This window comes from Thalassobaculum sp., assembly GCF_040219615.1.
GTDB lineage: Bacteria > Pseudomonadota > Alphaproteobacteria > Thalassobaculales > Thalassobaculaceae > Thalassobaculum_A.
The window spans coordinates 337,888-353,623 of record NZ_JAVJSE010000010.1 but is presented as its reverse complement, the minus strand read 5'-3'; the positions used below and the strand labels follow the sequence as shown (position 1 = coordinate 353,623).

Genomic DNA, 15,736 nt, shown 5'->3' with positions numbered 1-15,736 from the left:
GAATGGCACGACGTCGATGTGCCGCGGTCGCCGCGGTGATCGCGGCCGCGTCCCTGGTCGGCGGCTGCGGCCAGGTTCGCGATGCCCTGGGCTACGACAAGGATCCGCCGGACGAGTTCCAGGTGGTGGCGCGGGCGCCGCTGGCGCTGCCGCCGAACTACGACCTGAGGCCGCCGGAACCGGGCGCCGACCGCCCGCAGGAACTGTCGCCGACGGACGCCGCGGCCGAGCGCATCCTGGGACGCCGGACCGGTCAGAGCCGGGCGGTCACCGGCCAGCAGCCGGGACCGGCCGTGCAGGCCGCCCCGCGCGCGCCGGTGTCGGTACAGTCGGGCGGGGTCGCGGCGCTGCGCGACCAGCTCCAGCTCGACCAGGCCGAGCCGAACATCCGCCAGATCGTGAACCGCGAGACCGCCGACTTCGTCTACCAGACGGAGTACCCGATCGACCGGCTGCTGTTCTGGAAGGACAAGCCGGAGCCGGGAATCCTTCTCGACGCCGAGAAGGAGAGCAAGCGGCTGCGCGAGAACAGCGCCCTCGGCCAGCCGGTCGGGACCGGCGAGACCCCGACCATCGAGCGCCGGCGCGGCGGGATCCTCGAAGGGCTGTTCTGACGGTTCCGACAGCCGGAACGTGTTCGGCGCCCGTCGACCTGCCATACCGGCGCCGCGATTCGCGTCTTCTCTGCAATCGTGCCTTCGCCGACCGGGAGAGTCCTCGTGCCGATACGCCCGTCCGACCTGCGTTCCGCCATCGTCGCCGTCGTCGCGATCGCCGTCCTGGCGGTCGGTGTCCTCGGCCGCCCGCTGCCGACGGCCGCGGCGGTTTTCGACCCGGAGACCTTCACGCTCGAAAACGGCCTGCAGGTGGTGGTGATCCCCAACCGCCGGGTGCCGGTGGTCAGCCACATGGTCTGGTACAAGGTCGGTGCCGCCGACGAGCCGGCCGGCAAGTCGGGCATCGCGCACTTCCTCGAGCACCTGATGTTCAAGGGCACCAGCAACCGGGCGCCCGGCGAGTTCTCGCGCATCGTCAACCGGGTCGGCGGCAGCGAGAACGCCTTCACCAGCTTCGACTACACCGGCTACTACCAGAACGTGGCGCGCGACCAGCTCGGCCGGATGATGGAGCTGGAGGCCGACCGCATGGCCAACCTGTCGATCTCCGAGGCCGACGTCGCTGCCGAGCGCGAGGTCATCCTTGAGGAGCGGCGGTCGCGTACCGACAACGACCCGCGCGCCCAGTTCGGCGAGCAGGTGACCGCGGCCACCTATCTCGCCTATCCCTACCGGATCCCGGTGATCGGCTGGGAGAACGAGATGCGCGGGCTGACCCGCGAGGACGCCCTGCGGTTCTACGAGACCTGGTACGCGCCGAACAACGCGGTGCTGGTGGTCGCCGGCGACGTGACCGCCGAGGAGGTCCGCGGCCTTGCCGAGAGCACCTACGGCAGGATCCCGGCGCGCGCCGTCCCGGATCGGATCGCGCGGCGCGGCATCGAGCCGCCGCAACTCGCGGCCCGCCGGCTGGAGATGGACAGCGCGCGGGTCGACCAGCCGAGCTGGTCGCGCCGCTGGCTGGCGCCCGGCGTGGTCTGGGGCGAGACCGCCCAGGCGGCGCCGCTGCAGGTGCTGGCCGAGATCCTTGGCGGCGGCACCACCAGCCGGCTGTACCGCCGCCTCGTGGTCGAGCAGGGGCTGGCGGTGTCGTCCGGCGCCGGCTACTCGCCGGACGGGCTCGGCCCCCAGACTTTCGCGCTCTACGCCAGCCCGCGCGACGGCGTCGACCTGAAGCGGCTGGAGGCGGCGGTCGAGGACGAGGTCGCGCGACTGCTGCGCGACGGCGTGACCGAGGAGGAACTGGCCTCGGCGGTGACCCGCATGAAGCGGCAGGCGGTGTTCGCGCGCGACGACATGCTGGCCCCGGCCCGGCTGTTCGGCGAGGCGATGGCGGCCGGCGGCGGGATCGCCGAGGTCGAGGAATGGCCGGAGCGCATCGGGGCGGTGACCGCGGCCCGGATCGCGGAGGCCGCCAAAACGCTGTTCGTGCCGGAACGCTCGGTCACCGCGGTCATCCGCCCGAAGCCGGCCAGCTGAGGATCCGACCATGCGCAGAACTCTCGCGATCCTCGTCCTGGTCCTCGGGATCGGCGGCCGCGCGCTGCCGGCCGCCGCGCTCGACATCCAGGAGGTCGTCAGCCCCGGCGGCGTGAAGGCCTGGCTGGTCGAGGACCACAGCAACCCGATCCTCAGCCTGTCGTTCTCGTTCGCCGGCGGCGAGTCGTCGGATCCGGCGGGCAAGGAGGGGCGTGCCCGGCTGGTGTCCGGCCTGCTCGACGAGGGCGCCGGCGAGATGGACTCGCAGGCCTTCCAGAAGGCCCTGACCGACAACTCGATCAGCCTGCGCTTCAATTCGCGCATCGACCGGTTCTCCGGCGAACTGGTCACCCTGACCGAGACCCGGGAGCTGGCGGTCGACATGCTGCGCCTCGCCCTGACCGCGCCGCGTTTCGACGCCGAGCCGGTCGAGCGCATCCGCGCCCAGATCCAGGCGTCGCTCCGCAACGACCTGCAGAACCCGCGCAGCATCGCCAGCCGGGCGTGGTGGGCGGCGAGCTTTCCGGACCATCCCTACGGCCGCTCCGGCGACGGCACCGCCGACAGCGTGGCCGCGGTCACCGTCGACGACCTCCGGTCCTTCGTCGGGGCCGCCTTCGTCCGCAAGGGCCTGGTGGTCGCGGCGGTCGGCGACATCGACGCGCCGGCGCTGGCGGCCCTGCTCGACCGGGTGTTCGGGTCCCTGCCCGCGGCCGGATCGCTGGCGCCGGTCCCCGACGCCGCGCCGAAGGCGGTCGGCCAGACCATGGTGGTCGAGGTGCCGGTGCCGCAGTCGCTGGTGGTGTTCGGCCATGCCGGCATCGCGCGCGACGACCCGGACTGGTACGCCGCATCGCTGCTCAACGAGATCATGGCCGGCGGCTTCGGCTCGCGGCTGACCGAGGAGATCCGCGAGAAGCGCGGACTGGTCTACGGGGTCTACGCCTACCTGCTGCCGCTCGACCACGCGCCGCTGGTGATGGGCGGCCTCGCCACCCAGAACGCCCGGGTCGCGGAATCGGTCGAGATCCTGCGCCAGGAATGGAAACGGATGGCCGACCAGGGGCCGACCGACGCGGAGCGGTCCGACGCCCTGACCTATCTCCTGGGCTCGTTCCCGCTGCGGCTGACCGACTCCGACGGAACCGCGGGCGTTCTCATGGGCTTACAGGAGGGCGACCTGCCGATCGACTACTTCGATCGGCGCGAGGCGCTGTACCGGGCGGTCACCCCGGCCGACCTCCGGCGGGTGGCGGCGCGGCTGTACCGGCCCGAGCAGTTGACGGTAGTCTTCGTGGGGATGCCGGAGGCGGTGACGCCGACGGCCCCGGCCCCTCGGGTTCCGGGGGTGCCGTCCCGGGGCGGATGACGACGAGGTCGCGTATCTGGTAGTGTTGGGGAATGGAGACCACTCTATGTTGATGGAAAGCCCGTTCACCCACGAGATCGCCGGTACCTTCACGGACAAGGTCGGCATGGCCGGCCTCGACCACGCGGCCTATCACGCCCTGATGCCGCGCGCCGGTACGGCGCTGGACCGGCTGCGCGAGCAGAAGGCGTCGGGCGCGCTGCCGATCCTGGCCCTGCCGGGACGTCATGACGATCTGCAGGCCTGGAAGCCGATCGTCGACCGCTACCGTGCGCAGTTCGACGACGTCATCGTGCTCGGCATCGGCGGTTCCTCGCTCGGCGGCGCTACCCTCTGCCGGCTCGCCGACGCCGGTTTCGGGCCGAGCGACGGGGCGCCGCGGGTACGGTTCCTGGACAACATCGACCCCTGGACCTTCGACGCCCTGATGGCTCGCCTCGACCTCGGGAGGACCGGCTTCCTGTCGATCTCGAAGTCCGGCGGCACCGCCGAGACCGTGGCCCAGACCCTGGCGGTGCTGGACCGGCTGAACCAGCGCCTCGGCAACGACGACCTGGCGACCCGGATGACCTGCATCGCCGAGCACACAGACAACCCGCTGCGGGCGATCGCCGGGCATTTCGGGCTGTTCTGCCTGGACCACGACCCGAACATCGGCGGCCGCTACTCGGCGCTGTCGGTCACCGGCCTGTTGCCGGCCGCGATCGCCGGGGTCGACGTCGAGGCGGTGCGTCGCGGCGCCGGCATGGTGCTGAACGCGGCGCTGAGCGCCGACCGGCCCGAGGACGCCGCACCGGCGGCCGGGGCGGTGATCAACATCGGCCTGGCCACCGGCGGCGACGTCAGCCAGACCGTGATCATGCCCTATGTGGACCGCCTCGAGCGGTTCGGGACCTGGTTCCGCCAGCTGTGGGCGGAGAGCCTGGGCAAGGACGGCCACGGCACCACCCCGGTCGACGCCATGGGGGCGGTCGACCAGCACAGCCAGCTGCAGCTCTATCTCGGCGGCCCGCGCGACAAGCTGTTCACGCTGATCCTGGCCGATCCGTCGGGCCACGGCCCGGTCGCCAGGGCGGTGACCGCCGGCCCGGCCGCCGCGTCGCTCGACTACCTGGTCGGCCGCAGCCTCGGCGACCTGCTGGCGGCCGAGCAGCGGGCCACCGCCGAGACCCTGATCCGCAACGGCTGCCCGACCCGGCTGATCCGCTTCCCGGTGCTGACCGAGGAGGTCATGGGCGGCCTGATGATGCATTTCATCCTGGAGACCATCATCGCCGCCCATCTTCTCGGAATCGATCCGTTCGACCAGCCGGCGGTCGAGGAGAGCAAGGTGCTGGCGCGCAAGTATCTGCGCGAAGGCATGGAATGACCGCCGAGCGCGCGGCCCATGCGGGCGCCGGGCCGGTCGGCCCGGTGGTCCGGCGGCTGCCCGAGACCCTGGTCAACCGGATCGCCGCCGGCGAGGTGGTGGAGCGGCCGGCCAGCGCCCTGAAGGAACTGGTCGAGAACGCGCTCGACGCCGGGGCGCGGCGGATCGACGTGGTGCTGCGCGACGGCGGCCGCACCCTGATCCAGGTCAGCGACGACGGCTGCGGCATGGATCCCGACACCCTGGCGCTGGCGGTCGAGCGCCACGCCACCTCGAAGCTGCCGGACGACGACCTCACCCACATCTCGACCCTCGGATTCCGGGGCGAGGCGCTGCCGTCGATCGGCGCGGTCAGCCGGCTGACCATCACCAGCCGGGCCGCCGGGGCGCCGGCGGCGTGGCGCATCCGGATCGAGGGCGGGGCGGTCGGCGCGCCCGAGCCGGCGGCGCTGTCGGCCGGTACCCGGGTCGAGGTGCGCGACCTGTTCTATGCCACCCCGGCCCGGCTGAAGTTCCTGAAGGTGCCGCGCACCGAGCAGATGCACGCGGTCGAGATCCTGCAGCGGCTGGCGATGGCGGCGCCGACCGTCGGCTTCAGCCTGTCCGACGGCAACCGCACGGTGCTGAGCCTGGAGGCGGCGCAGGATCTCCTCGAGGGGGGCGGGCTGTTCGAGGCCCGGCTGGCCCGGCTGGGCGCGGTGCTCGGCCGCGAGTTCGCGGCCGACGCCCTGCCGATCGACGCCGAGCGCCAGGGCTACCGGCTGACCGGCTATGCCGGGCTGCCGACCCTGCATCGGCGGACCAGCGCCCACCAGTACCTGTTCGTCAACGGCCGGCCGGTCCGCGACCGGCTGCTGCTCGGCGCGGTGCGCGGTGCCTACATGGATTTCGTCGCCTCCGACCGCCATCCGATGCTGGCGCTGTTCCTGGAACTGCCGGCCGAGGAGGTCGACGTGAACGTGCACCCGGCCAAGACCGAGGTGCGGTTCCGCGACGCCGGGCTGGTGCGCGGCATGATCGTCGGGGCGCTCAAGCACGCGCTCGCCGCCGCCGGCCACCGGGCCTCGGCTTCGGTCGGCACCGCCACCCTGGGGGCGTTCCGGCCGGACGGCCTGGTGCCGCATTCCGGCTCGGCCCAGCGCCCGGCCTGGGTGACGCCCGCCTGGGCCCCGCCGCCGTCGCAAGGGCTCGCCGAGGCCCAGGCCGCCTGGCAGGCGCCGATGCCCGGTTCCGGCGACCGGCTGGACCTGGGTGGAGCCCCGGCCGCCCGGGTCGAGGGCGCGTCGCCCGACCCGGTGGCCGAGCGCCACCCGCTGGGCGCGGCGCGGGCGCAGATCCACGCCACCTACATCGTCGCCCAGACCGAGGACGGCCTGGTGATCGTCGACCAGCACGCCGCCCACGAGCGGCTGGTCTACGAGCGCATGAAGGAGGCGCTCGCGGCCGGCGGCGTCGCCCGCCAGGCGCTGCTGCTGCCCGAGGTGGTCGAGCTCGACGAGGCGGCGGTCGACCGACTGCTGCAGCGCACCGACGAACTGGCGGCGCTCGGGCTGGTGCTGGAGCCGTTCGGCCAGGGGGCGGTGGTGGTGCGGGAGGTGCCGGCGCTGCTCGGCAGGACCGACGCCGCCGCCCTGGTGCGCGACCTCGCCGACGACCTGGCCGAGGTCGGAGACGCCCAGTCCCTGCAGGACCGGCTGGCCGACGTCTGCGGCACCATGGCCTGCCACGGCTCGGTGCGGGCCGGCCGGCGGCTGGGGGCGGAGGAGATGAACGCCCTGCTGCGGCAGATGGAGGTCACCCCGCATTCCGGCCAGTGCAATCACGGCCGCCCGACCTATGTCGAGCTGAAGCTGGCCGACATCGAGCGGCTGTTTGGGCGGCGGTAGGGACAATGAGACGCTTCCCGCTTCCTCGTCACTCCGGCCGGAGGCGGCCCGCTCCGGAATGACGATAGAAGAGGAAGACGCCCGCTTCCCGAAGGCGTAGAACCGCCCCATGACCGACGCCTCCGACATCCGCGAAGGGGACTGGGTCGACCGGCTGCTGCCGGGCGGCTGGCAGCCCTACGCCCGGCTGGCGCGGCTGGACCGGCCGATCGGCACCTGGCTGCTGTACCTGCCCTGCCTGTGGGGGCTGGCGCTCGGCTGGCAGGCGACCCGGGCGCCGCTGCCGGAGATGCTCTGGTACGTGGCGCTGTTCGGGATCGGCGCGCTGGTCATGCGCGGCGCCGGCTGCACGGTGAACGACCTGATGGACCGCGAGCTCGACCGTCGGGTCGCGCGCACCGCCACCCGGCCGATCGCCAGCGGCGCCGTCAGCCCGCGCCGGGCGCTGGTGTTCCTGGCCGCGCAGATGGCCGTCGGCCTGGCGATCCTGCTGCAGCTCAACGCCTTTTCATGGGCGCTCGGCGCCGCCGTGCTGGTGCTGGTGTTCAGCTACCCGCTGGCCAAGCGGGTGACCGACTGGCCGCAGGCGGTGCTGGGCCTGACCTTCAACTGGGGCGCGCTGCTCGGCTACGCCGCGGTGACCGGCACGGTCGCGGCGCCGGCGATCGTCGCCTATGCCGCCGGGTTCTTCTGGACGCTCGGCTACGACACCGTCTACGCCCACCAGGACAAGGAGGACGACGCCATCGTCGGCGTGCGGTCCTCGGCGCTGGCGTTGGGCGAACGGACCCGGCCGGCCCTGGTGGGGTTCTACGCGCTGACGGTCGTCCTGCTCGGGGCCGCCGCCTGGGCCGCCGGCCTCGGGCCCTGGAGCTATGCCGGGCTGGCGGCGCTGGCCGCGCATTTCGCCTGGCAGGTGCGGACCGTCGACATCGACGATCCCAAGGGCTGCCTGGCGATCTTCCGGTCGAACCGCGATGCCGGGCTGATCGTCGCCGCCGCCCTCGTGATCGGCTGATGACCGACCCGGTGGCGCACGATCGGGCGGCGCGCGATCCGGCGATCTTCATCCGGGACAACACACTGCTCAAGGCCCCGACCCTGGTGCCGGAGATCCGCCTGCACCTGGCGGACGCCGCGCTGCCGCTGTGGGAGAAGACCGAGGAGGAACTGGAGCAGGTCGGCCTGCCGCCGCCCTACTGGGCGTTCGCCTGGGCCGGCGGGCAGGCGCTGGCGCGCCACCTGATCGACCGACCGGAACTGGTCGCCGGCAAGCGGGTGCTCGATGTCGCGTCGGGCAGCGGCGTGGTGGCGATGGCCTGCCTGTGGGCCTCGGCCGCCCATGTGGTGGCCAACGAGATCGACGGCTTCGCGCTCGCCGCGATCCGGATGAACGCCGAGGCCAACGGGCTGGAGGCCGGGCTGGAGCTGGCCGGCCGCGACATGCTCGACGAGCCGACCCTGGCCGACGACGGCGGCCCGCTGTGGGACGTCGTGCTGGCCGGCGACGTCTGCTACGAGAAGCCGATGGCCGAGCGCATGACCGCCTGGCTGCGGCGCCACGCCGCCGCCGGGGCGCTGGTGCTGATGGGCGACCCCGGCCGCAGCTACCGCCCGGCCGACGGCCTGGAGCAGCTGGCGGAGTATCTGGTGCCGACGCCGCGCGACCTGGAGGACAGCGACCTGCGGCGGACCGTGGTGTGGCGGGTGCTGCCGATCACGGACGGTTGACGGGGCGCGAGCATCCGAAGCCCTTCCGGCTGCGTATCTCCTCTACCACCTTCAGCATTCGGGAGCGGCAGGAGGACAGGATGCGCAAGGCCAAGGTACTGGATCGCCGGGTCTATCGCGAAGGCCAGGTCATCTTCCGCGAGGGCGAGCAGTCCTGGGCCGCCTTCATGGTGGAGTCCGGGTCGGTCGACATCGTCAAGAACGCCGACGGGCCGTCCCCGAAGCACCTGGCGACCATCGCGAAGGGCGACCTGTTCGGCGAGATGGGGCTGATCGACGGCTCGCCGCGCAGCGCCACCGCCCGCGCCGCCGAGATGACCGTGCTGCAGGTCATCAACGAGAAGGAGTTCCATCGCCTGCTGACCACCGCCGAGCCCGGGCTGGTGGCGCTGCTGAAGGTGCTCCTGCGGCGTCTGCGCGCGACCAACGACGCCCTGGTCGATCAGCGCGGCGAGGGCCTGCCGGCGGAGATCGGTCCGTGTTCCACGACGATACCGGGGCACGGCGAGCGGTCGGCGGCGTTCGCCAGCCACGCCGTGAGCGCGTTGCGGCCGGCCTGACCCGGCGGCCCGACGATCCCGCCCAGCCAGTCCTCGAACCGGCCGTCGCCGCGGTCCGCGTGCAGACGGCGCAGCACCTGCTCCTGGCTCAGTGCAGGAAAGTGCCTGCCAGCCGCCGGGATCGCCGCCAGGGCCACCGGCGCGCCGTCCAGCCGCAGCAGCCCGCGCCGCGCGCTGTACAGCAGGGCCCGTGCGGGACTGCGCGGCCCGGCATTCTCCCAGGCCAGCGACACCGTCACCCGGTCGTAGTTCACGCCGACCGCCTCGGTGGCATCCATGCGCTCCAGCGCGGGCTCGTCCAGCCAGGTGATCCACAGCTCGACCACGGTGCCCGGCGAGGCGGCGAGGGTCGCCGGTACCGCGCCGTAGCCGGCGACATGGGCGGCATGCACCACGTCGACGTCGCGCGCGCGCATCCGGGTCACCGGCACCGCCACGTCCATCCCGGCATACTTGCGGGCCAGCTGCGCCGGCGCCCGGTTCGAGCCGACCGCGATGACCGGGGTCAGGCCGTCGAGCGCGTGGTCGTCGGCCAGCGGCCGGGCGGCCCCGCCGCGGAACAGGAAGTCGCCGCCATGGGCCGGGTAGGGGTAGCCGAGCGCCCGGGCCAGCCAGTCGTCGGGGGCGGTCATCCCATCCACATCCCGCCGTTGACCTCGACCGTCTCGCCGGTGACGTAGCCGGACAGCGCCGCCGACGCCAGGTACAGGATGGTCCCGGCGACCTCGTCGGCGGCGCCCAGGCGGCGCAGCGGGATCGTGGCGGCCAGCTGGTTCAGCACCGCAGGCGGCGTGAACCGGTCGTGGATCGGCGTGGTGATCACGCCCGGCGCGACCGCGTTCACCCGGATGCCGTCGGCCGCGTATTCCCTGGCCATCGACCGGGTGATCGAGGCGACATACGCCTTGGTCGCGGCGTAGAACATGGTCCCCGACGACCCGCCGGTGCGGGCCGCGACCGACGACAGGTTGACGATCGCGCCGCCGCCGCGCGCCCGCATCACCGGCACCGCGGCGCGGCAGGCGGCGACCACCGACAGGGCGTTGACCCGGAACACGTCGAGCACGAAGTCGTCGGTCACGTCCTCGACGGTATGGCGGCCGAGCAGGTCGCCGGCGTTGTTGACCAGCACGTCGACCCCGCCGAAGGCCCGGACGGTGGCCTCGACCAGCGCGGCGACGGCGTCGGAATCCCGGACGTCGGCCTGCAGGACCACAGCCTCGCCGCCGGTCGCGCGGACGGTGGCCGCGGTGGTTTCGGCGCCGGCGGCCGAGCGGTTGTAGTGCACGGCGACATGCGCCCCGCAGCGCCCGAAGGCGACCGCCGCCGCGGCGCCGAGCCCGCTCGACGCCCCGGTGACCAGCACCGCCTTGCCGCTCAGATCGTCGATCACGCCTCGCTCCCCTGACGCTCCTCGATGTCGGTCCGCCAGTAGAGCCCAAGCCGAATCGGTCCGGAAGGCTCGGGCGCGCGACCCAGCCTTGCCGAATCCGGGAGGCTCGCCCGGAACGCCGGAATTTCGGGCGATTTCCGATTATCTCTTTGTATACCATTGTAGAGTATGGTCCGGCCGCCAATGGTCGCAGGCGTACAGGATGGCAGCGGAACACCCCAGTGTCGGAAAGGCGAACGAACTCCTCGCGATGGCGCGGAGCGAGGGGATCCGCGACCTGGTTCGCAACTGGCTGTCGATCCATCCCGGCGACCGGCTGCCCGGCCGGCAGCACTTCGACCCGGCCGGGATTCCCCGCTTGCTCAAGAGCATCGTGCTGACCGAGGTCGAGCGCGATCCCTACCGCTTCAAGGTCCGGGTCCTGGGCACGGCGGTCGCCGACGCGTTCGGCCGGGACTTCACGGGCAAGTACATGGACGAGGTCTTCGAAGGGCATGGCGAGTCGCTCAGCCATTCCATGCGGGTCGAGGTGGCCAAGACCGGCCTGCCCTGCCTGCGGCCGGCGGTGCCGGGCACCTTCAAGGGCATGGACATCGCGCCCCAGGAGGGCATTCACCTGCCGCTGGCCTCGGACGGCGCGACGGTGGACAGCGTGCTGAGCATGTTCGTCTATGTCCCCGGCACCACCGACGACGCCAACAGCGTGTGGTTCCTGGCCAACCGCTGATATCCGTGCCGACCTGGGCCCCGTGGGGCTTCGCGTGACGGCACGGCAGGCGTTCCACGGCGCGGGTCGTTCCGCCGCATTCCGTCGCTACAATGGCTCGGCCCGGTAACGGAGGACGGCAATGTTCGACGGTTTCGAGACGCGGCGCGCGACGGTGCAGGGCGCGGAGTTGAACCTCCGGGTCGGCGGCGGCGGCCCGCCGGTGCTGCTGTTGCACGGCTTCCCGCAGACCCATCTGGCCTGGCACCGGGTGGCGCCGGTGCTGGCCGAGCGCTTCACCGTCGTGGTGCCGGACCTGCCCGGCTACGGCGCCTCGCGCGGCCTGCCGGCAACCCCGGAGGCGTATGCCAAGCGCAATCTCGCGGCGATCATGGCCGGGCTGATGGCGGAGCTCGGCTTCGACCGCTTCGCGCTCGCCGGGCACGATCGCGGCGGCCGGATCGGCTACCGGCTGGCCCTCGACAGCCCGGGGACGGTTACCCGGTTCGCCCCGGTCGACATCCTGCCGACCGTCGAGGTCTGGGATGCCATGGACTGGCAAGCGGCGCTGGGCGGCTACCACTGGCTGCTGCTGGCCCAGCCGGCACCGCTGCCCGAGACCCTGGTCGGGGCCGACGGACCCGGTTACGTCCGGCATCTGATCGACCGCTGGGCCGGCCATCGCGACCGCCTCGACCCGGCGGCGGTCGAGGCCTATGCGCGGGCCTTCGCCGATCCGGACGTGGTGGCGGCCGCCTGCGCCGACTACCGGGCCGGCGCCACCCTGGACGTCGAGTGCGACCGCGCCGACCGCGCGGCCGGCCGCCGGATCGACTGCCCGGTCCTGCTGGTCTGGGCCCGCCGCTATCTCAGGGAGCGTCGTCGCCGGCATCTGGACGTCTGGCGCGGCTGGGCCGAGGATGTGCGCGAGGTACCGCTGGACTGCGGGCATTTCGTCGCCGAGGAGGCGGCGGAGGAGTGCGCGGCCGCGCTGCTGACCTTCTTCTCCGGAGACTGACCATGCTCGAAGACCCGCCGATCCTGACCGTTCGCCGCAACTTTCCGCGGCCGAGCGCCAAGCAGCTCGAGGCGTTCCGCGGCGCGCCGACGGCCCAGGTCGTCGACGCCATGGACGGCCGTGGCGCACTCGACCGGGCGATCAAGCCGCAGGTCCGGCCCGGCGGCACGATCGTCGGGCCGGCCCTGACCGCCTTCGCCTACCCGGCCGACAACCTCGCCCTGCTCGGCTGCCTCGACGTGCTGCAGCCGGGCGATGTGGTGGTCTGCACCACCGACGGCTATCGCGAGACCGCGCTGACCGGCGACCTGCTGGCCGGCATGCTGCGCAACGCCGGCGCGGCGGCGCTGGTCACCGACGGCGCGATCCGCGACCAGGACGGCGTCGAGGGCATGGGCCTGCCGGTCTGGCACGGCGGCGTCACCCCGAACTCGCCGGCCCGGTTCGGCCCCGGCAGCATCGGCCTGCCGATCACATGCGGCGGTGTCCCGGTCGCCTCGGGCGACCTGATCGTGGCCGACCGCGACGGCGTGGTGGTGGTGCCGTTCGCGCGGATCGACGCGGTCGCCGAGCGGGTGGCGGCGATCCGCGAGGCCGAGGCCGAGACCGAGGCCAAGGTGAAGGCCGGGATGACCCGGCCGCCCTGGCTCGATCACGTCTTCGGGACCGACAAGGTGCGCGAGGTCGAGTAGAGCCCGGACCGACGCTATACTGAGACCATGACCGAACGTCGTTTCGACCGCCAACGGAGGCTTGGCCGGATGGCCGACATGGACCCGAGGGTGCCGCGGGAGCCGGGCCGCACGCTCGACCCGGAGCGCCGGCTGCGCGGGCTGGTGCAGGTCGAGGACGACGTTGCGGCCGGCCCGAGCGCGTCCTCGCCGCTCGGCCGGCTCGGTCGCCGGCTCGGTCCCAAGGGGCGGTTCGTGACGGTCGCCGCCGTCATCGCCGCCGGCATCACGGTGGCCAGCATCTACTGGGACCGCTGGAGCAACGAGACCGCGACTGCGGCGGACTTCGCCAACCCGGCCCAGGTGGCGCTCGGCCACAGCCTCTACGACCAGCATTGCGCCTTCTGCCACGGCGCGGAGCTGGCAGGGAAGCCGGGCTGGGACGGCGACTATCCGACGGGCGGCCGCCCGCCGCTGCCGCTCGACGGTGCGGGCGCGATCGCCCGGCTCAGCGACCGCGACCTGTTCGACATCACGAAATTCGGCGGCCAGCCGTTTTCGCCGCCGACCTACAAGAACGACATGCCCGGCTTCGAGGGCCGGCTGGCCGACGCCGACCTGTGGGCGATCATCGCCTTCGTGAAGTCGCGCTGGCCGGAGCAGGTCCGCGAGCAGCAGCGCGAGGCGGCGAAGGCGCGCGAGGGGTAGGACCGAGGCGGACTTTCGGCTCACCGACTTCCTTAGTCCCAATGCCAAAGGGCAAGGGAGGAGGAGGTGACCGTGGCCGGCGGACCGGTTCGACTGCCATCCCCACCATTCTGGCGCACCGCCTACTTCGCGAACGAGGTGATGCTTCGGCAGGATCGCCTGCGCATCACGGCTGAGATGATCCAGGATGTCCTGGCGACGCCTGTGCATACCCAGCGACAGGCGGACGGTCGGTACCGGCACTGGGGCTGGTTGCCCGGCCTCCATCGCTGGCTTCGCGTCGTCACGCTGAACGACGGCGAGACAGTGCATAATGCTTTCCTGGACCGGAGGTTCGAGCCATGAAGACCGACCAGCCGATCCGCTACTACCCGGACACCGACACCATGTATGTCGAACTGCGGCCGCGCTTCGGTTGGTGCAGCGCTTCAACCAGGAAGCGGCGTAAGGTGGTGGGACGCGATGCCGGAGTGAAGGCAGGGCAATTGTTCCGATTCCACAGCTAATGCGCGATCTCATCCACCCCTAGAATGCTGCGATGCACAAGCGCTTCACCTTCGTGCAGGAGGACCGGCCGGCGGAGGAGTGGCTGGCCCGGTTCGTCGCCGGACGCGAGGCGGCCCGGCGCTGGTATCTCGGTGACAGGCAGGCAGCACGTCCAGCCGGGGACGCGCTCAACTGGCATCATGGCGGTGGGCGAGGGGAGCCGCCGACCGCTGCAGAGTGCCGCGCGGCGCTGGCCCGCCACATGCCGGAGCTTCTCAAAGGCTACGATCGGGCCTGCGCGATGGTCGGCGACGATCCGCTCGACCATTGCATCCTCAGCCACTACCGCCCGGCGCCGGAGGCCGCCGGTTGCACCCTGGCGGTCTGGCTCGGGGACGGTGGCCCGGCCCTGGTCCGCCAGCAGGACTTTCCGCTCGACATGGTCTCCGACCGCTTCGAGCTGACGATCTGGTCCGGGCGCCGGGTCATCGGCAAGGCGCAGCGCCCCTGGGGCGGGCTGCACGACGGCATGAACGACGCCGGCCTCGTCGTGACCTCGACCTTCGGCGGCGCCCCGGCGCAGGGCCTCGGCTTTGCCGTGATCCTGATCACCCGCTACCTGCTGGAGGCCTGCAGCAACGTGAAAGAGGCCGTCGCGGCGCTGCGCCGGATCCCGATCGCGTTGTCGCACAACGTCATGCTGCTCGACCGCACCGGCGACTTCGCGACGGTATATCTCGGTCCTGATCGCGAGCCGGCGGTCACCCGGGATCGCGCCACCACGAACCATCAGGAAACCGTGGTCTGGCTCGAACTGGCGGCGCGCTCGCTGACCGTCGAGCGCTGGCGGGCGGCACAGGCGGCGCTTGACGATCCGGGCACGACCCTGGCGAGCCTGACCGCGCGGTTCCTGGAGCCGCCGATCTACTCGCGCGCGGCCCGGTCGCCGAGCGTCTATACCGCCGTGTACCGCCCGGCGGAGGGCCGGGTCGACTATCTGTGGCCCGGCACCGTCCGCAGCCAGGGTTTCGAGCGGTTCGAGGCCGGCGAGTACGTCCACGATTTCGGCGCGTTGACGGGGGCGTGACTCCGGATCCTCGGCCCTGCCGCTGTACATGCAAACGTTTCTATTTCTGAATGACTGGAACGAATCGGCCGTAAAGCCGATCGCGAGCGATCAGGAGGAGCGTCGCATGAACCGCCTGCTGTCGACCGCCGGGGCGCTGGTCCTCCTGGCTGCCCTGGCCCTGTCCGGCCCGCCCGCCTCGGCCCAGATCAGGGAGCACAAGCTGGCCCTGCAGATCAGCGACCGGGATCCGCAGAAGATGAACACCGTCCTGAACGTGGCCGCCAACGTGTCGCGGCTCTACGCCGAGCGCGGCGAGGAGGTCAAGATCAGGATCGTCGCCTTCAACGCCGGCTTGCACATGCTGCGCGAGGACACCGCCCCGGAGGGCGTGAAGAAGCGCGTCCTGGGCTTCGCCAAGAGCATGCCGAACGTCAGCTTCGACGCCTGCCAGAACACCATCGACGGCATGGCGAAGAAGGAGGGCAAGGTGCCGCCGCTGGTCGCCAACGCCGAGATCGTGCCGGCCGGCGTGGTTACCCTGATCGAACTCGACGAGGCTGGCTGGACCATCGTGAGGCCGTAGGCCGCTTCGGCCTCGGGTCCCGGGCAATCGGTAGGTTCCGGCTCGGCCGCGCCAAGGGTGGCGCGGTCGTCCGGAATGACGGCGGGGAGGG

18 protein-coding genes are annotated in these 15,736 nt (G+C 72.2%); 16 read left to right on the top strand and 2 right to left on the bottom strand.

Annotation, left to right across the window (positions count from 1 at the left end; genetic code table 11):
- The first annotated feature begins 2 nt into the window (after positions 1-2).
- The 8 genes from RIC31_RS06450 (at position 3) to RIC31_RS06415 (ending at position 9,011) form a co-directional block, all read left to right on the top strand.
- Entirely contained in the window at positions 3-614 is a 612-nt protein-coding gene (locus tag RIC31_RS06450; RefSeq protein WP_350104434.1) for a DUF3035 domain-containing protein, read from the top strand.
- Between the two features lie 105 nt (positions 615-719).
- On the top strand, positions 720-2,096 hold the full coding sequence (locus RIC31_RS06445) for a M16 family metallopeptidase (RefSeq protein WP_350104432.1): 1,377 nt from the start codon (positions 720-722) through the stop codon (positions 2,094-2,096).
- A 10-nt stretch (positions 2,097-2,106) separates the two neighbouring features.
- Positions 2,107-3,465 (top strand): M16 family metallopeptidase, encoded by a 1,359-nt coding sequence (locus RIC31_RS06440; RefSeq protein ID WP_350104430.1) that lies wholly within the window; start codon positions 2,107-2,109, stop codon positions 3,463-3,465.
- Between the two features lie 46 nt (positions 3,466-3,511).
- Complete coding sequence (locus RIC31_RS06435; RefSeq protein WP_350104427.1) at positions 3,512-4,834, top strand: phosphoglucose isomerase-related protein; 1,323 nt, start codon at positions 3,512-3,514, stop codon at positions 4,832-4,834.
- The gene (mutL, locus tag RIC31_RS06430) at positions 4,831-6,720 is read left to right on the top strand and encodes a DNA mismatch repair endonuclease MutL (protein WP_350104425.1); all 1,890 of its coding nucleotides are present in this window, start codon (positions 4,831-4,833) and stop codon (positions 6,718-6,720) included. Before RIC31_RS06435 ends, mutL begins: the two co-directional genes overlap by 4 nt.
- Before the next feature lie 109 nt (positions 6,721-6,829).
- Positions 6,830-7,738: a 4-hydroxybenzoate octaprenyltransferase gene (gene ubiA / locus RIC31_RS06425; RefSeq protein ID WP_350104421.1), complete on the top strand. Its 909-nt coding sequence runs from the start codon at positions 6,830-6,832 to the stop codon at positions 7,736-7,738.
- Positions 7,738-8,451, top strand: a complete 714-nt coding sequence (locus tag RIC31_RS06420; protein ID WP_350104418.1) for a class I SAM-dependent methyltransferase — start codon at positions 7,738-7,740, stop codon at positions 8,449-8,451. The genes ubiA and RIC31_RS06420 overlap by 1 nt, the downstream gene beginning before the upstream one ends.
- 80 nt (positions 8,452-8,531) lie before the next feature.
- Positions 8,532-9,011: a cyclic nucleotide-binding domain-containing protein gene (locus tag RIC31_RS06415; RefSeq protein WP_350104415.1), complete on the top strand. Its 480-nt coding sequence runs from the start codon at positions 8,532-8,534 to the stop codon at positions 9,009-9,011.
- Here the strand turns inward: RIC31_RS06415 and RIC31_RS06410 are convergent.
- The gene (locus RIC31_RS06410; RefSeq protein WP_350104412.1) at positions 8,894-9,643 is read right to left on the bottom strand and encodes a hypothetical protein; all 750 of its coding nucleotides are present in this window, start codon (positions 9,641-9,643) and stop codon (positions 8,894-8,896) included. The two genes, RIC31_RS06415 and RIC31_RS06410, sit on opposite strands and share 118 nt — an antisense overlap.
- A complete protein-coding gene (locus tag RIC31_RS06405; protein WP_350104409.1) occupies positions 9,640-10,404 on the bottom strand; it encodes an SDR family NAD(P)-dependent oxidoreductase in 765 nt (254 codons plus the stop codon). The genes RIC31_RS06410 and RIC31_RS06405 overlap by 4 nt, the downstream gene beginning before the upstream one ends.
- 250 nt (positions 10,405-10,654) lie before the next feature.
- On the opposite strand from RIC31_RS06405, the gene RIC31_RS06400 reads away from it, so the two are divergent.
- The 8 genes from RIC31_RS06400 to RIC31_RS06365 all read left to right on the top strand — a co-directional run bounded on the left by RIC31_RS06400 (position 10,655) and on the right by RIC31_RS06365 (position 15,645).
- Entirely contained in the window at positions 10,655-11,131 is a 477-nt protein-coding gene (locus RIC31_RS06400; protein WP_350104405.1) for a PAS domain-containing protein, read from the top strand.
- Positions 11,132-11,252: 121 nt separating this feature from the next.
- The gene (locus RIC31_RS06395; RefSeq protein WP_350104403.1) at positions 11,253-12,128 is read left to right on the top strand and encodes an alpha/beta fold hydrolase; all 876 of its coding nucleotides are present in this window, start codon (positions 11,253-11,255) and stop codon (positions 12,126-12,128) included.
- 2 nt (positions 12,129-12,130) lie between these two features.
- Positions 12,131-12,820: an RraA family protein gene (locus tag RIC31_RS06390; RefSeq protein ID WP_350104402.1), complete on the top strand. Its 690-nt coding sequence runs from the start codon at positions 12,131-12,133 to the stop codon at positions 12,818-12,820.
- A gap of 69 nt (positions 12,821-12,889) precedes the next feature.
- Positions 12,890-13,507, top strand: coding sequence for a c-type cytochrome (locus RIC31_RS06385; RefSeq protein ID WP_350104400.1), 618 nt, complete (start codon positions 12,890-12,892; stop codon positions 13,505-13,507).
- 66 nt (positions 13,508-13,573) lie between these two features.
- Complete coding sequence (locus RIC31_RS06380; protein WP_350104397.1) at positions 13,574-13,852, top strand: hypothetical protein; 279 nt, start codon at positions 13,574-13,576, stop codon at positions 13,850-13,852.
- On the top strand, positions 13,849-14,013 hold the full coding sequence (locus tag RIC31_RS06375; protein WP_350104395.1) for a hypothetical protein: 165 nt from the start codon (positions 13,849-13,851) through the stop codon (positions 14,011-14,013). Before RIC31_RS06380 ends, RIC31_RS06375 begins: the two co-directional genes overlap by 4 nt.
- Before the next feature lie 32 nt (positions 14,014-14,045).
- Complete coding sequence (locus RIC31_RS06370) at positions 14,046-15,080, top strand: C45 family autoproteolytic acyltransferase/hydrolase (protein WP_350104392.1); 1,035 nt, start codon at positions 14,046-14,048, stop codon at positions 15,078-15,080.
- A gap of 106 nt (positions 15,081-15,186) precedes the next feature.
- Positions 15,187-15,645 carry a DsrE family protein gene (locus RIC31_RS06365; protein ID WP_350104390.1) on the top strand — a complete coding sequence of 153 codons (459 nt, stop codon included), beginning with the start codon at positions 15,187-15,189 and terminating at the stop codon, positions 15,643-15,645.
- The last annotated feature ends 91 nt before the right edge of the window (positions 15,646-15,736 follow it).

Excerpts from the sequence above, each read along its gene's own strand:
- RIC31_RS06450 (WP_350104434.1), top strand. The coding sequence starts at position 3 with ATGGCACGACGTCGATGTGCCGCGGTCGCCGCGGTGATCGCGGCCGCG.
- RIC31_RS06440 (WP_350104430.1), top strand. The coding sequence starts at position 2,107 with ATGCGCAGAACTCTCGCGATCCTCGTCCTGGTCCTCGGGATCGGCGGC.
- RIC31_RS06435 (WP_350104427.1), top strand. The coding sequence starts at position 3,512 with ATGTTGATGGAAAGCCCGTTCACCCACGAGATCGCCGGTACCTTCACG.
- mutL (WP_350104425.1), top strand. The coding sequence starts at position 4,831 with ATGACCGCCGAGCGCGCGGCCCATGCGGGCGCCGGGCCGGTCGGCCCG.
- ubiA (WP_350104421.1), top strand. The coding sequence starts at position 6,830 with ATGACCGACGCCTCCGACATCCGCGAAGGGGACTGGGTCGACCGGCTG.
- RIC31_RS06420 (WP_350104418.1), top strand. The coding sequence starts at position 7,738 with ATGACCGACCCGGTGGCGCACGATCGGGCGGCGCGCGATCCGGCGATC.
- RIC31_RS06415 (WP_350104415.1), top strand. The coding sequence starts at position 8,532 with ATGCGCAAGGCCAAGGTACTGGATCGCCGGGTCTATCGCGAAGGCCAG.
- RIC31_RS06410 (WP_350104412.1), bottom strand. The coding sequence starts at position 9,643 with ATGACCGCCCCCGACGACTGGCTGGCCCGGGCGCTCGGCTACCCCTAC.
- RIC31_RS06400 (WP_350104405.1), top strand. The coding sequence starts at position 10,655 with ATGGCGCGGAGCGAGGGGATCCGCGACCTGGTTCGCAACTGGCTGTCG.
- RIC31_RS06395 (WP_350104403.1), top strand. The coding sequence starts at position 11,253 with ATGTTCGACGGTTTCGAGACGCGGCGCGCGACGGTGCAGGGCGCGGAG.
- RIC31_RS06390 (WP_350104402.1), top strand. The coding sequence starts at position 12,131 with ATGCTCGAAGACCCGCCGATCCTGACCGTTCGCCGCAACTTTCCGCGG.
- RIC31_RS06385 (WP_350104400.1), top strand. The coding sequence starts at position 12,890 with ATGGCCGACATGGACCCGAGGGTGCCGCGGGAGCCGGGCCGCACGCTC.
- RIC31_RS06375 (WP_350104395.1), top strand. The coding sequence starts at position 13,849 with ATGAAGACCGACCAGCCGATCCGCTACTACCCGGACACCGACACCATG.
- RIC31_RS06370 (WP_350104392.1), top strand. The coding sequence starts at position 14,046 with ATGCACAAGCGCTTCACCTTCGTGCAGGAGGACCGGCCGGCGGAGGAG.
- RIC31_RS06365 (WP_350104390.1), top strand. The coding sequence starts at position 15,187 with ATGAACCGCCTGCTGTCGACCGCCGGGGCGCTGGTCCTCCTGGCTGCC.